We start from the raw sequence: 14,546 nt of genomic DNA, 5'->3' as shown, positions 1-14,546 counted from the left end.
GGGATTGATCTCGCTGCTGGATACCCAGCGGCGCCTTCAGTGTCAGTCATGAACCGCCGTATGCGGAACCGCACGTACGGTGGTGTGAGAGGGCGGCGGGAGTAATCCCGCTCCCTACTCGATCATGCAGGTTGATACGACGAATGTGGTCAAAAATAAAAAAGCCGGCCTGCTTACCCTGCCGTGGAACAGGGGGGGCGCGAAACCGGCATAAAGTACTGCTTAGCTGACGGGAACCCTCGGAGCAGGGCGACCGTTTACAGATTCAGGACTTACAGCGTTTTTGATACAGAGAGTGTGAAGTTCGAGTCACAAGAATCCTTGCTTGAGTAACCGCAGTCGTCACCCAGATCGGTATCGCTGTACATCAGTGCCACATCCAGTCCCAGCATGTTTTTGCCGATGCTGACCGCCCAGTCACCATACTTCTCGTCACCGCTGACGCCGTCGAGTGGGTCCTTGGTGTCAGTCAGGCCGTAGTGCAAGCCGAGGCCGATGTCGTAGGGCAGGGCAAAGCCGTAGTCGATATAGGTATAAAGTTGGCTCTGTGGGTCGTACGCGTACTTGGCACCCAGAGTGAAGCCGTAGAGGCTGACGCTGGCCAGCGCTTCTTCAACATCGATTTCGCTGTTTTTTGGGTAGGTATAAGTAGTCCAGGAGAGGTCGTAGGTGATGTCGTCAGTAATGACGCCGCCGTAGCCAGCGTAGTAATCGATTTCTACGCTGGAGCCGCCAAAGTCTTCGGAGTCGATATTGGATGCCCAGGCGCCGATATACAGACCGCTTTCGTGTGCGATGTCCAGGCTGCCCTGGATTGCTCCAACTCCGTCGGTTTGCGACTGACCGCGCCAGATATAGTCGGTAGCCAGGGTGGCCGTCATGCTGACATCCATTTCGCCGATCGCGGTATCGTATACTTCAGCGTGAGCCATGTTGGCAAAGGACAGCGTGCTGGCGGTAGCTACGGCAACTGCAAGTTTCTTCATCATCGCGTGTTTCCCCAAATGTTTTTGATTAAATGCGTTGGCAGTTGTCACATAGCATTTTGCTTGCCAGTTTTTTAATCCCTTTGTTTTTCATTTGCTTAGGTTGTTTTTATGCGAAAGGTTATTAACGGGAAGGGGGGCCTAAACGCCTAAACGCACTATCGGGGTGCGAAAAAAACAGGCAATGATACAAAGCGTGGCAATGTGCTGGCACATTAGACTTGTTGATGCGGATGGCTAGCAAGGAGAGGGCGAACCGGGGATCAGGTGATCAGCAGCTAACCAGTGGTACCAGTTCTTTATGGCGTTGGTAGCGCAGCAGGCGATCAGCCAACGATTCGGGTAAATCACAGGCCAGGTCGAAGCCTGCACCCGTGTAGAGAGGAACTAGTGAAGGTGAGCAGAATAACCAGATAGGGCCGGTGTAATGATGTCTGATGGTTGTGAGCAGAGCGTTCGCGTAACCACGGTGTCGGCGAGCTGGGTCAACCAGCAGGCTGGTCAACCAATAGCCATCAGCAACCGGTTGCAAACAAAGGCTGCAGATAATCTGCTCGCTTTCCTTGCCAACCCAGACCTGATGCTGACGGTTCACCTTGGCCCCGCGTTGGTAGCGGCGATAGAAGCGGTTCGCTAGCGGATAGAGGAGCGGCGGTAGTTGGCTGATGTCGAGTAGCATTAAGGGGCATTAACAGGATCAGGACACGATGGCAGAGCATTGTGTCACAGTCACGTAGCCAGCCGCCAAGATCAGTGCATTCGTTGCACGCGTCGGCGTCGGTTCAACAATATGGTGCCGATAAATAACAGCAGAAACATACCGAAGCAGGCCTTGCCCAATGCCGCGGCAGTGGAGCCAAATCCGCCAAAGGTAAATACGGCGGCCGTAACGGTCATGATGAAAAACGCGATTGCCCAGTTAAGCAAGGGGTACCTCCGGGAGTAAGCAGGTTTGCCGGCGGTGCTGTGCGAGAGCTCAATAGCGCCCGGCAGTGTTGCTTCCTTTATGTGGAAATAGATCGCCGGCTTTTGCTCCATGTTCATCTTTTGTCATCCATAGTGTGTTGAGGTGCCGAGTCATTGATTAGAGACGAAGGGTAGGGCCGCGATCAGTGGTGACGCTGGTACTTACCCAGCGTGCCTCCTCCAGCGCGTTGGTTGTGCCTATCCTCAGCTGGCTGGCGTCGATGGCACGCACGCCCGGCGTGTTGCGTGCGGTGGCGACGGCAACGCGCTTGTCAGCCATATCCTGGACCACACCGCTGAGCGTGACCGCGCCGCGTTGGGCGTGTACCCGGATGTTGATCCCGTCGGTGTTGCCATCCCACTGCAGACGCGACTGCAAGGTGGCCGTCAGCACGCGATCATCATCCATGGGGATGCCTTGGTCTTGACGTTGCTCAGTTGGCAAGGTGTGCCCGTTGCCGTCGGCATGCGCTGCCATAGGCAGAAAACTGGCCAAGCTGAGTGAGAGTGCAAGCAAAGCAGTGCGGTTTGCGCTGTGCATGGTGTCAATCTCCTTTCAATGTCCGTATCAGGGCCGGCGACATGACCCGTGACTAATTACGTATAGTTAGAGCAACTGCTGTGCCAGTTATTTTTAAAATTAAAAATACTTAAAAATCAGTTACTTAATTGATAGTCATTGCAATAGAGAGAGTGCAAGTTGCAAGATTGCCCGATTACTATCATGCAACTTGCACGACATTGCGTAGTCACATCTCTCGTACCTTTCTTGGAGTAGGCGAACAAATGGAATCAGCGCAGAAAAATGGGCGTATTTTGCTGGTGGATGATGAGCCGGCGATTCTCAGAACCTTCCGCTATTGTCTGGAGGATGAGGGGTATCAGGTCGCCACAGCTGCCAGTGCTGCCCAAGCAGAGTCGGTACTGCATAGTCAGGTATTTGATTTGTGCTTTCTTGACTTGCGTCTGGGCGAAGACAACGGCTTGGACGTTATGGCAAAAATGCGGGTAGTTGCACCCTGGATGCGCGTTGTCATTGTGACCGCTCACTCCGCCGTAGATACCGCCGTTGATGCGATGCAAGCGGGTGCTGCTGATTATCTGGTCAAGCCCTGCAGCCCTGACCAGCTGCGCATGTCGGCCGTCAAGCAACTTGAGATGCGGCAGATGGCGGCGCGGCTGGAAGTGCTGGAGGGCGAGGTAAAGCAGCCGCAGACCCGGGGTGACTCACAGAGCCCGGAAATGATGGCAGTACTGGAAACGGCACGCCAAGTGGCGGTGACAGACGCCAATATTCTGATTTTGGGCGAGTCAGGCACGGGCAAGGGAGAGCTTTCCCGCTTGATTCACGGTTGGAGCCGACGCGCAAAAAAATCCTGCATCACCATTAACTGCCCTTCGCTGACGGCCGAGTTGATGGAAAGCGAGCTTTTTGGTCACACCAAGGGCGCCTTTACCGGCGCGACTGAAAACACCCTGGGTAGGGTCAATCAGGCGGACGGCGGCACTCTTTTTCTTGATGAGATAGGGGACTTTCCGCTGACACTGCAGCCCAAGCTCCTGCGCTTTATCCAGGATAAAGAGTATGAACGGGTAGGTGACCCGGTCACGCGTCACGCTGATGTGCGCATCCTGGCCGCCACCAACCTGGATCTCGGCGATATGGTTAAAGAGGGGCGTTTCCGCGAGGATCTGCTTTATCGCCTGAATGTCATCACGCTGACGTTGCCTCCGCTGCGAGACCGCCGCGATGACATCATGGCGCTGGCCGAACGTTTTCTTGCCGGCTTCGTCAAAGATTATGCTCGCCCGGCTGCGGGCTTTAGCCCAGAGGCCCGGGACGCGTTGCTGAGTTACCGTTGGCCCGGCAACATTCGAGAGCTGCGCAATGTGGTTGAGCGTGCCAGCATTATCTGCGGTGAGGAGTTGGTTCAGGTATCGCACTTGGGGTTGACTGCGCCTGACGCCAGCACTGCGCCGAGAGTGGGCGCGGAACTGAGCCTTGATGAGTTGGAACGAGCTCACATTGCTGCTGTGCTTGCGGCCAGCTCTACCCTGGATCAGGCGGCCAGAACATTGGGTATCGATGCGTCAACGCTCTACCGCAAACGAAAGCAGCTTGGCTTATGAAACTACGCACGCAACTTTTCCTCAGCAGTAGTGCATTGATCACGGTGGCGCTGGTCGGTTTGGTCGTGGGTATGGTGGGTGTACTGAGCCTGACCCAATCGCAGAAACTGTCGATGAGTAGCAACCTGGGCATTATCAAGGCAACACTCGGGCTGCGGCAGGAGATAGGGCACCAGGTCACCCTGCTGGTGGGGGAGGATCTTGATCGTAAGCGCCTGGATGAGTCCGATGCGAGTTTCAAGCGCTGGCTGCAGGTTGCCAAGGCGCATGCGGTAGATGACTCTGATCGTTCTGCCATTGCAGAAATCGAGGCAGCCTACGCTGTCTACGATGACGTCCTCCAGCGCCCATTGACGCTGCGGCGAGAGTTGCTGTCCAACGACACGTTCAGCAGCACCGTCTCGGTAATGCGCGATCGGATCAATGAAATTCAGAATCGTTATGTAGAGAAAGCGGAAAGAGTTGAAGTTGCTGCTCATCAGCGAGCCTGGCTGATTGCCGGCTTGCTCGGGCTGATCGGGCTGGCTGTGTTACTTCTGGGTTTGCTGACGGCCAATAGCATTGCACGGCGTTTTGCGCAGCCCATCGAAGGCTTGGCTAAAGCAGCAGATCAGGTGAGCACGGGCGATTTTAATGTAACGCTACCCGTCTCTCCGGTCCTGGAGGTGTCGGCGCTTAGCCGACGCTTTGGCGTCATGGCCGAAGCCCTGCGTGAATTCAAAAGCGGCGATATGGAGGCGCTCAAAAGTGAGCAGAGACGCTTGCAAGCGGTTCTAGACAGTATCGACGACGGTCTGTTGATTCTTGACCAAGATGGTGAGGTTGAGCATTTTAACCCGGTTGCTCGACGTCAGCTGGATTGGGACTCGCGTGAATTAGGGCAAAGCCTTGGGCTGGCAATGGGCAGACCCGAGCTGGATGATCAAGTGCGTGAGGTGCTGGCCGGTAACGCGCATAACAGCAGCGACCAGGAGGATCTGGAGGTCGAGGTCGCTGGCGAAATGCGCCTGCTGGATTACAGCCTAACGCCGGTTTTGCGCACCGATACCTGGGTGCAGGGCGCGGTCATGGTACTGCGTGATGTGACGGATCAACGGGCGTTTGAACGTGTGCGCCGTGAGTTTGTGCTGCGCGCCTCACATGAGCTGCGCACGCCGGTAACCGGTATGCACATGGCATTCTCACTGCTGCAGGAGCGAGTGACCTTTGCTGAGGGCAGTCGTGAAGCCGATCTGCTCAGCGTAGTGGATGAGGAGATGCGTCGCCTGGTTGATTTGATCAACGACCTGCTTAATTTTTCGCGTTACCAGAATGGCCTGCAGAAACTCGACCTTGAGCCCTGTGACCCTGCCGAGTTGCTTGACCAGGCTGCAGCACGCTTCGCTGAGCAGGCGCGTAGGCTGGGTGTGAGCTTGAATATTGAAATTCATGATGAGATGCCACACGCAAGCCTGGACCGTCTGCAGATCGAGCGGGTGCTCGACAACTTGTTGGGCAACGCCCTGCGCCACTGTGACAAAGAGGGCTGTGTCTTGCTGCAGGGCCGCCGCCAGGGCGAGCGCATCATCATGAGCGTTGAGGATAATGGTGAGGGGATCGCGTTCAGTCAGCAGGGTAGGGTTTTTGAACCCTTTGTTCAGGTCGGCAGTAAAAAGGGCGGGGCAGGGCTCGGATTGGCTCTGTGCAAGGAAGTTGTCCAGTTGCACGGTGGTCATATCGCCGTACAGTCCAAGCCCGGTGAGGGCGCACGCTTCTACATGGTGCTGCCCATTTAGCTATCGTTTAGCGTTTACCCATGGAGCGTCGTGTGTTGCGCGGCGCCATGCCGATGCGCTGTTCGTGCTGATCTGAACCGGACTTACCCTTGTTCGGAGCTTTCGCCTTGCGTGCATTGGCGCTGGCGGCAGCAGAAAACAGCGATCCCAACCCTGGCAGTGTTGTTGAATCTGCTGGTGTCTGCGTTGCTGGTGCGTTTTCGTTACTGGTTTGATCGGTCATGGTGCGCTCGGTTGTGCATTGGCAAGGGGCGGCAAGTATACTGATTTATCGGAACAGCGGTATGTGCTTTCGTCTAATTTTTAAACAGTAGGAAGCCTGTGGTCACCATAACCCCGATTTTTCACGAGGGCGCTGAAACTCTTAGCCTGCGGCAACTGGATGAGCTTAATGCCGTGCCCAAGGGCACGAGCTTCAAGGCGTTCAAGCATTGCGCAGAACAATTGCAAGAGGGACGGGACTATTACTATTTGCCAGCGGACGAGAATAAAGCCTTGATCGACCTACTCAAATCGTCGGGTCAGATTTATGGCTCCACCGTTCACCTGGTTTTACTTACCCGTTCGGGGTATCAGCAAATACGGGCCGGTTAGGCGAACTTTTTCGGTATCGCTTTAAGGATGGGCTCAGGGCCGCTGGCAACGAGCGACCGCTATAGCTGACGGCCCGTTCGTCGTGGGTGGCGAGCGGGGATCCAGGTTTACCGGCTCGCCCAGTGCTTATTTGAGTTCATTGGCAAAGCGTCCCACAGCGTCTACAACTTGCTTGGCACCGGCTCTGATTTCAACGATGACCTCACCTGCCTGGTTGGCGAATGCGAGCCCCTTGGCGGCTTGTTCGCGGCTAACCGCCATATCGCGGACGGCTTCATCCGCTAGCGTTTGGTTCTTGTCCACTACGCTGATAATTTCTTCAGTTGCTGCGCTGGTCCGGCCAGCAAGCTGCCTTACCTCATCGGCTACCACGGCAAACCCGCGGCCTTGCTCACCTGCGCGGGCGGCTTCGATCGCAGCGTTGAGGGCCAACAGGTTGGTTTGCGCAGCAATACCGCTGATGGTCTGCACGATGGAGCTGATCAGCAAAGACTGCTTGCCTAGAGCTTCAATGCCTTGCGTGGCTGATTCAACCTGCTCAGCTACGCGATGCATGCTGCCCACGGTTTCTTGCACAACGCCGGCACCACGCTCGGCGCTGGTATCCGTTTGCAGTGACACCTCATAGGCGATGCTGGCAGCTTCGTTCACTTCCGCCTCGCGCGCCACCTGATCGGTTACCACACTGGCAAACTTGACTACTTTGGAAAGCTTGCCTTCCACGTCGTAAACCGGGTTATAGGAGGCTTCCAGCCAGACATCACGGCCGCGACTGTCGACACGCTGAAAGCGACCCGAGACGAACTCACCGCGGTTCAGGGTCTGCCAAAAGGATTTGTACTCGGGTGTTGAAGCGGTACCCGCAGGGCAGAACAGGCTGTGATGCTTGCCCACGATCTGGTTGTGCGAATAGCCCATAGCCTCTAGAAATTGCTTGTTGGCCGTGATGATATTACCTTCCAGATCAAACTGAATCACCGCCGTGGAGCGAATCAGGGCGTTGATGAACTCTTGATTCTCCTGAGCGGCCTGGATCGTTTCGGTAATATCGCGTGCATACCCCTGAATACAAGACAGCTTGCCAGCGCGGTTTTTCAGCGGATACCAGGCAATATGCATCCATGCCAGGGTGCCGTCTTTGCAGATAAAGCGGTAGTCGTCTTGCACTGAGGTAATGTTTGCAATAGCCGCTTGAAAGTTACGAAAGCAATCCAGCTTCTTTACATACTCCGGGACTATCTCGTTCAGCCCGCGACCAATGAGTTGGTCTATCTTATAGCCCAAGGCATCAGCAAAGTTCTGGTTCACGTTGGCAATTTTCACATCGGGCGTGAGCTCGATGCTTAGCACCTCGGAGCGCATCATGGTAAATAGCTGGCGCGCCTGCTCCAGCTCATCCTGTTGATCTTGCAGCGTTTGTTTTAGTTTTTTATTGAACATGCGGACATCCATTGTGAGGTGCTGTATTGGATTATCGGCGCGCCATGGTTTTCCTTGATGTGAGCGCTGATATTTAATTTCAGCTTAGCAGGCTCAGCCAACCTGAAATGGCCAATAACAGACCCATAACCTGGTTGAAGCGCTGAAGTTTGATCCCGGTTTGCAGCCATCTGCCTGCTTTTAGCCCCAGCCATGCCCAAAGCAGCATGCAGGGAACGGCTATCAACAGAAACAACAGCGCTAGTAGCCAGGCGGGTGCGCCTGTACTGGTGACGAAAACGCTGACTACCGCCAATGCGACTGTCCACGGCTTGGGGTTAATCAGTTGCATCAGCGCCGTTGCCCAACCGCTTAAAGGCCGCTCACCTTTGGTCGTTGCATCAATAGTGCTAGGCGCCTGCGTAATTTGCCAGCCAAGGTAGCTTAACCATAGCGCACCTATCCAGCCGAGCAGCTGCGCCACAATAGGCATCGAAAAGAGTATTTTCCCGATACCCAGGCCGACCGCCAGCACCACACCTGCTGAGGCCAGGCAGCCGCAAAAGACAATGGGTAGCGTGGCGCGCAAGCCGAAGCGGGCGCTACTGCTCATCGCCAATAGGTTGGTGGGGCCGGGCGTAATAGAGGCGACGAAAGCAAATAGTAGAAAAGGTAAGAGTTGAATCAAGCAGTATCTCCCGCGAGTGGTTGTCGGGAGTTATTGTCGGTGGTCGCCTAGTTACGGTCTGGAAGGCTTGTGCAGCGCTGCCGGTAGCCTGCCGGGGTAAGGCCGTAGGCGCGTTTGAACCAGCGTCCAAGGTGACTTTGATCGGCAAAGCCCAGGCTGGCAGCGACCAGCGCGGGCGCCTCACCAGTGGCCAGACGGCGCCGTGCCAGCGCCAGTCGCAATTGCACCAGATAGGCATGGGGCGCGAGTCCGAATGCAGCCTTGAAAGCGCGGTTCAGACGAAAGCGGTCAACCCCTGCCGCCTTGGCTATATCCACCAGACTGACGTCATTGTGCATATTGGCATGCAGATACTCGCGGGTCAGCGTTGCCACCCTGGGCATACGCGGGTCTGCCTGTGTCCGCTGGCGCCAGTGCATCTGACTGGTCAGCTGGTTCAGTAGATAGTCCAGTGCGGTTTGGCGCACGATGCGCAGCTCCTGCTGATGCAGCGTCTGAAAGGTGCTGACAATGGCGAAGATCAATTCAGGTGACTGGGCTACGGTCATACTCATGGCGGGCACGCATTGCTGTGGGGCGTCAGCGAACAGGCTGCGCAATTCGCTTTCCAGCCAATGCGGGTCAAGATAGAGCATGGAGTAGGTGAAGCCTTCAGCACTGGGGGCTTCACCGTCGTGAATATCGCCTGGCTCCAGCAATATGACCTTGCCGGGCACGCAGTCATAGCGCTGGCGACCACAGTGAAAGCGCTGCACGCCCTGCTCGGTAAAGCCCACCAGGTAACTGTCGTGCCAGTGTGGGTCATAAGCGTGGCCATCAAAGTGCGCGCGAATGGTCTCAATGCCGGTATCAGCGTCCTGCTTGAGATCAATCCAGTTGCCTGCACTCATGTGTCGTTAGCCAGTAAAAAGGGGAGAGGCCTCAGGATAACGCCATGGTGAGCCACGTCTGGAAGATTTGTGCAGCTCAGACGGCAGGTCGACTTTACCTGGCACGCTATCCTGATCGTTTAGCGCTCGCTTTTACTCTCTACCCATTTGGCTACCTTGGGTGCTTCGTAGTGCTTGACCTTGCTTAGCAGGGAGTCCAGCTCTGCGTCGACGAGCAGCATGTCACGGTAAGGCTGCTTCATGAAGCCTTCGGTGGTGGCGTGGTCGAGGAAGGCGATCAGCTTGTCGTAGTAGCCACTGACGTTGAATAGTGCGCAGGGCTTCTGGTGATGGCCAAGCTGGCCCCAGGTCCAGACTTCAAAGAGTTCTTCAAAGGTACCAACCCCGCCGGGCAAGGCTATAAAACCGTCTGACAGGTCAGCCATCATAGCCTTGCGCTCATGCATGGAGCTTACTTCATGCAGTTCGGTCAGGCCTGTGTGGGCCAGCTCGCGTTCGACCAGATGCCGTGGGATAACGCCGATCACGTTGCCGCCAGCAGCGATGGCGGCATCTGCCACTGCACCCATCAAGCCGACTTGCGCTCCGCCGTACACCAGATCGATACCGGCTTTGGCCAATGCGGTGCCCAGTTGCTTGGCAGCATCGAGGTATTCGGGTTGATTGCCGGCGCTTGAGCCGCAGAAAACGCAAATTCGCATGGGGGGTTCCTTGTGTTGAGCAAAGCAGGTAGCAAGCTGAAAGCCGGGTATCCGGCTGCGTCCGCGACCTTACTCGAAAAGGCCCTGTTTCGCCAAGCTAATGCTCTGCACCGCGCAAGATGGGGTAGCAGGTGATGCCTCGTCTCAAGCTGACGCGCGAGCTCGTGTTTCGCTAACATTGTATTGTGAGATTTTCGTATAGTACCCGCCGTTTGGCTGCTAAATCGGTCTGTCTATTGTGGAGCGTGATTATCGTGTATCTGCCTGAGCACTTTGCTGAAGAACGGCCCGAACAACTGCATGCCTTGATGCGCGCCTACCCGTTGGCTGCACTGATTACTCAGACGGAGGAAGGTCTTGATGCCAATCATATCCCGCTTGAGTTGGTGGTAGAGCAGGGTAAAAATGGGGTCTTACAAGGTCACATCGCGCGCGCCAACCCCCTGGTGCAACAAGTGGTTGACGGTATGCCGGTGCTGGTGATCTTTCAGGGGCCGCAAGGCTATATCTCGCCCAACTGGTATCCGAGTAAGCATGAAACCCATCGCCAGGTACCTACCTGGAACTATCAGGTTGTGCATGCTCATGGTCGGCTTCGCTTGCGCGATGATGCGCGCTTTGTGCGCGGGCTGGTAGCGCGTTTGACCCGAGAGCACGAGGGGCAGGTTGCCGCGCAGCGGCCCTGGAAAATGACTGATTCCAGCCCGGATTACATTAGCCAGATGCTGGCCGCGATTGTGGGTATCGAGATTGATATTGACCGTTTGGTCGGCAAGTTCAAGCTGAGTCAGAATAAGGATACAGGCGATATTGCCGGTGCTGTCGGCGCCTTGGCTGCAGGTGGGCAAGGTGTGCTGGCCGAAGCAATGCGCGAGCATGATAGTTAGCCTTTATTAGCCTTGAGCGTACGTTTATCGCTTCTGCCCCTGGTGAGTTGGCTTGACTGGTCCCGCAGCGATGTCAAAAGCTGCATTTTAGACCGCGCTTACACTCCACGGCACCGCTCTGGTGCGGTTGTTTTAGCCTAACCCCCGATTCTTTGGGTGGCATACTGATGGCACTCTTTTTGCTGTTGTCTTGAAGCAGTCTGTCCATATGGTCAGGTTTTACTTCAAAGGCGCCAATCTATGCTGTCCATGCTTAGTAATATATCAATGCGCGGCAAACTGTTGCTGCTGATCCTTCCTGCATTGCTGGGAACCCTTTACTTCTCTGTTACCACGGTTAGCTTGCGTCACGCCAACCTGCAAAGCACTGAGGCTTCGCGTGATCTGTTCAATCTGGTGCGTGTTGCAGATCCATTGGTTGAGAATCTGCAAAAGGAACGTGGACTGACCTCACTCTTCATCGCCTCTGGCGGCTCTGATGGCCGCGTGGTCGAGCGGTTGGAAACCCAGCGTGAATTCACCCAGGATACCCTGGCGGAATTTGAGTCCGTGGTTGGCGCGTTGGATGGCGAAATCAGAGTAGAGATTGCGCCACAGCTGGCACGTGTATCAGCAACATTGGCCGAGCTCGCGCCGTTGCGCGAACGGGTCATGCTGGAAGATATGGATGTCGCGCTGGCTTATGGCGCTTTTACCCAGACGATAGAACAGTTGATTGCGCTGACGCCGGAGGTTTTACATCGATCGGATGAGCCGCAGCTCACGCGTTTGCTGAGTGCCTTTTACGCCTTGACTCAATCTACCGAGTGGAGCGCGCGCGAGATGGCGGCAGGGGCACGAGTTCTGGCAGATGGCAAGGTCTCGCTGGGCCTGGCGGGTGATGTCAGTGCTGCTGGTGCGCGCAAGCAGGTGCTGCTGGATACTGCGGCAGACCTGTTGGGTGACTCCATGCAGTCGCAGGTACGGGCGCTGCGTGAGCAGCCGGAAGTGATTGCCTTCTTAACGCTGCGCGATCGGTTGATTGGCTCGGAATACGGTTTTCTGGGTATGGCGAATATCGAGTGGTTTGATAGCGCCAGTACTGCGATTGAAGGCGTCTATAACCTTAAAAAGAACGTCGCCGGTCAGATGGCGGCGCGTACGGATTACGTGCTCGATAAAGCCAATAGCGAGCTGCAGCAAGCAGCGGTGATCGGCAGCGTAGTGGTGATTGCCGTGTTGTTGCTGGCGCTGCTGATTATCCTCGGCGTAACGGGTCAGGTGAATCAGTTATTGGGCGATTTTCGCCAGATCATGGAAAAGAAGGATTTGTCGATTCGTACCCGGGTCTGCTCGCGCGATGAGATGGGGCTGATCGGTACGGCACTCAATGGCTTGATCGATACCTTTTCTGGCGCCCTGAGCCAGATCGATCAGACCAGCGTGCGCCTGGCCTCTGCCTCAGAGCAGACCCGCGCTACAGCCAGCCAGAACTCGGATCAGGTTGGCCAGCAACAGCTGTTGGTCGATCAGGTCGCGGCAGCGGCGGAAGAGATGTCGAGCACCTCTGAGGAAATTTCGCGTAACACGCAGCAAGTTGCGGAGGCGGCGGGTGATGCTTCCAGCAAGAACGCCGTCGGGCGTCAGGTTGTTGAGCAGAGCGTTACCCGTATTCGTCATCTTGCGGGCTCGATTGAGCAGGTCAATGGTCAGATGCAGCAGCTGCAGCAGAGCAGCGAATCCATCACCCGGGTTATCGACGTTATCAAGGCCGTGGCTGATCAAACCAACCTGTTGGCGCTGAATGCGGCTATTGAAGCGGCCAGGGCTGGCGAGCACGGCCGTGGATTTGCCGTGGTAGCTGATGAGGTGCGTAATCTGGCGCGTAAAACGCACGACTCTACGGTGGAAATCGAATCACTGATTGCCGACTTCCGTGATATCGCCGACAACGTCAAGACCTCGGTGTCGCAGAGTCATGGACTGGCTAATACCACGGCCGATGACGCCGAAAAACTGGAGGGTACGCTCGCGGATATTCTGCAGGACGTCGATCGTATCTCCAGCATGGCAACGCAAATTGCCACGGCAGCAGAAGAGCAGGTCGCGGTTACGCGCGATATCTCGCGCAGTATGGCCTCGGTACGCGAAACCTCGCTGCAAACGCTCAATGGCTCACAGGAAATCTCTCAGGTTACCGTCAGCCAGGCAGCGCTGGCCACGGAGCTGCAGGCGTTGGCACAAGGATTTCGGATGTAGTGTGCCAAGCCCCTTGGGCCAGCGCAGAAACTGATCGACCTGGCGGAGCATTGATCTGGCGTCGGGCCTCTGAGCCGGATGTATGGCCAGCAGCACTGCGTAGTTAACTTGTCGAGATGTTGTGAGGCTTTAATTTTTAAAGTCTCATGATGAATTCAAAAATACATTTTGACTCAAAATGGTAAGCGACTAATACTCAAACCAGTACCCAAGCCAGGTTGGAGGCCGTATGAGTCGTTTCAAATCCTTTGATGGGGTAGATATTTACTATCAACGCTGGGGGCATCAGTCAGCCCAGCCACCGGTGGTACTGCATCACGGCTATGTCGCCAATGCGCGGGTCAATTGGGTGATACCCGGTATTGTTCGGCGGTTCACGCAGGCCGGGCGCTGCGTTATCGCACTGGATGCACGAGGGCACGGTCGCTCAGATAAACCACACGACGCGGCAGCCTACGGCGAGTCGCGCATGGCCAGAGACTTAAGCTGTCTGCTGGATGAGCTGAAATTGGCAGAAGTGGATCTGGTCGGTTACTCCATGGGCGCTACTGTGGCCTTGTTGGCGGCAACCCAAGAACCCCGCATTCGACGTTTGGTCGTCGGGGGCGTGGGTGGCAATGTTCTGCAGCTGGATAGCCACTATCAGGTAGAGGGTAGAAAGGCGCTCTCACGGGCCATGCTCGCTAGCCGCTGGAGTATTCGCAATCCGACCCTGGCAGGCTTTCGTTTTCTGGCGGATATGGTGTGGGCAGACCGCAAGGCGATGGCGGCTCAAGCCTTGGCGTTTCATGCCGACCGCATCCCACTGGAAAACATCACCGTACCTACACTGATTATCGCGGGCGATAAGGATCCGTTTGCCAAGCAACCACACCAGTTGCAACAAGCCATCCGTGGCGCAGAGCTGAGTTTAGTCCCGGGCGATCACTCCAGCGTACTGATACGGGCCGGTTTTCAGCGGGCAATCGTTGAGTTCTGCGGTGCCGCTTAACGCTCTGCCACGAGGCTGTTAGCTTTGCCGGTTATCGGGGGCAGATGAAAATTAATTCGGTCAGTTGGAAGGGAGCGTCGCGCTGTTTACGCCGCGGGCCCCGATCTCTGGCTAAATATCATGTCAAGTGACGTTGGCGTGGTTGGCTGCGCGGTTGCCCATGCATCTGGCGGAGTAATTGCGCCAAATTCTGCGGATCGGAAGGTTGCCGCGCTGCACATTCAGTTGGCAGTTGGTTGCTACCGCAAAAGCCGCGCCGTACCCTGATTAGCCCGAAACCT

14 protein-coding genes and 3 pseudogenes are annotated in these 14,546 nt (G+C 55.9%); 7 read left to right on the top strand and 10 right to left on the bottom strand.

The genetic code is table 11. The features are described from left to right. Positions 1–272 precede the first annotated feature (272 nt). The 4 genes from EF096_RS07730 to EF096_RS07715 form a co-directional block, all read right to left on the bottom strand. A complete protein-coding gene (locus EF096_RS07730; protein WP_123889040.1) occupies positions 273–989 on the bottom strand; it encodes a TorF family putative porin in 717 nt (238 codons plus the stop codon). 268 nt (positions 990–1,257) lie between these two features. Then, complete coding sequence (locus EF096_RS07725) at positions 1,258–1,665, bottom strand: GNAT family N-acetyltransferase (protein ID WP_123889039.1); 408 nt, start codon at positions 1,663–1,665, stop codon at positions 1,258–1,260. Between the two features lie 71 nt (positions 1,666–1,736). Next, positions 1,737–2,030 carry a DUF1328 domain-containing protein gene (locus EF096_RS20460; RefSeq protein WP_218565733.1) on the bottom strand — a complete coding sequence of 98 codons (294 nt, stop codon included), beginning with the start codon at positions 2,028–2,030 and terminating at the stop codon, positions 1,737–1,739. Positions 2,031–2,070: 40 nt separating this feature from the next. Then, positions 2,071–2,493 carry a BON domain-containing protein gene (locus EF096_RS07715; protein ID WP_123889038.1) on the bottom strand — a complete coding sequence of 141 codons (423 nt, stop codon included), beginning with the start codon at positions 2,491–2,493 and terminating at the stop codon, positions 2,071–2,073. Positions 2,494–2,738: 245 nt separating this feature from the next. On the opposite strand from EF096_RS07715, the gene algB reads away from it, so the two are divergent. Next, complete coding sequence (gene algB / locus EF096_RS07710; protein WP_123889037.1) at positions 2,739–4,082, top strand: sigma-54-dependent response regulator transcription factor AlgB; 1,344 nt, start codon at positions 2,739–2,741, stop codon at positions 4,080–4,082. After that, entirely contained in the window at positions 4,079–5,857 is a 1,779-nt protein-coding gene (locus EF096_RS07705) for a KinB sensor domain-containing domain (protein ID WP_123889036.1), read from the top strand. The genes algB and EF096_RS07705 overlap by 4 nt, the downstream gene beginning before the upstream one ends. A 7-nt stretch (positions 5,858–5,864) precedes the next feature. On the opposite strand, the gene EF096_RS07700 is transcribed toward EF096_RS07705, so the two are convergent. Beyond that, the gene (locus EF096_RS07700; RefSeq protein WP_123889035.1) at positions 5,865–6,080 is read right to left on the bottom strand and encodes a hypothetical protein; all 216 of its coding nucleotides are present in this window, start codon (positions 6,078–6,080) and stop codon (positions 5,865–5,867) included. 98 nt (positions 6,081–6,178) lie between these two features. Here EF096_RS07700 and EF096_RS07695 point away from each other — a divergent pair, with 98 nt between their 5' ends. Further along, a complete protein-coding gene (locus tag EF096_RS07695; RefSeq protein ID WP_218565734.1) occupies positions 6,179–6,451 on the top strand; it encodes an ORF6N domain-containing protein in 273 nt (90 codons plus the stop codon). 126 nt (positions 6,452–6,577) lie between these two features. Here the strand turns inward: EF096_RS07695 and EF096_RS20925 are convergent. From EF096_RS20925 to EF096_RS07675, 5 genes and pseudogenes are all read right to left on the bottom strand, one after another. Further along, positions 6,578–7,012, bottom strand: a pseudogene (locus tag EF096_RS20925) (methyl-accepting chemotaxis protein); the annotation flags it as partial. Between the two features lie 105 nt (positions 7,013–7,117). Then, positions 7,118–7,813, bottom strand: a pseudogene (locus tag EF096_RS20920) (PAS domain-containing protein); the annotation flags it as partial. A 157-nt stretch (positions 7,814–7,970) separates the two neighbouring features. Next, entirely contained in the window at positions 7,971–8,558 is a 588-nt protein-coding gene (locus EF096_RS07685; protein WP_123889033.1) for a LysE family translocator, read from the bottom strand. 47 nt (positions 8,559–8,605) lie between these two features. Next, on the bottom strand, positions 8,606–9,448 hold the full coding sequence (locus EF096_RS07680) for an AraC family transcriptional regulator (RefSeq protein ID WP_123889032.1): 843 nt from the start codon (positions 9,446–9,448) through the stop codon (positions 8,606–8,608). Positions 9,449–9,567: 119 nt separating this feature from the next. Beyond that, the gene (locus EF096_RS07675) at positions 9,568–10,149 is read right to left on the bottom strand and encodes an LOG family protein (RefSeq protein ID WP_123889031.1); all 582 of its coding nucleotides are present in this window, start codon (positions 10,147–10,149) and stop codon (positions 9,568–9,570) included. Positions 10,150–10,403: 254 nt separating this feature from the next. On the opposite strand from EF096_RS07675, the gene EF096_RS07670 reads away from it, so the two are divergent. The 4 genes and pseudogenes from EF096_RS07670 (at position 10,404) to EF096_RS07660 (ending at position 14,265) form a co-directional block, all read left to right on the top strand. Continuing rightward, positions 10,404–11,036 (top strand): FMN-binding negative transcriptional regulator, encoded by a 633-nt coding sequence (locus tag EF096_RS07670; protein WP_123889030.1) that lies wholly within the window; start codon positions 10,404–10,406, stop codon positions 11,034–11,036. 240 nt (positions 11,037–11,276) lie between these two features. Beyond that, a pseudogene (locus tag EF096_RS20915) lies at positions 11,277–12,155 on the top strand (nitrate- and nitrite sensing domain-containing protein); the annotation flags it as partial. Positions 12,156–12,164: 9 nt separating this feature from the next. After that, complete coding sequence (locus EF096_RS20910) at positions 12,165–13,274, top strand: methyl-accepting chemotaxis protein (protein WP_408003378.1); 1,110 nt, start codon at positions 12,165–12,167, stop codon at positions 13,272–13,274. A 229-nt stretch (positions 13,275–13,503) separates the two neighbouring features. Further along, entirely contained in the window at positions 13,504–14,265 is a 762-nt protein-coding gene (locus EF096_RS07660) for an alpha/beta fold hydrolase (RefSeq protein WP_123889028.1), read from the top strand. Positions 14,266–14,546 lie beyond the last annotated feature (281 nt).

The sequence above is a fragment of the Pseudomonas neustonica genome, from assembly GCF_003797945.1.
GTDB classification, from domain to species: domain Bacteria; phylum Pseudomonadota; class Gammaproteobacteria; order Pseudomonadales; family Pseudomonadaceae; genus Halopseudomonas; species Halopseudomonas neustonica.
The sequence above is the reverse complement of the archived record's forward strand: the minus strand, read 5'-3'. Positions and strand labels throughout refer to the sequence as shown.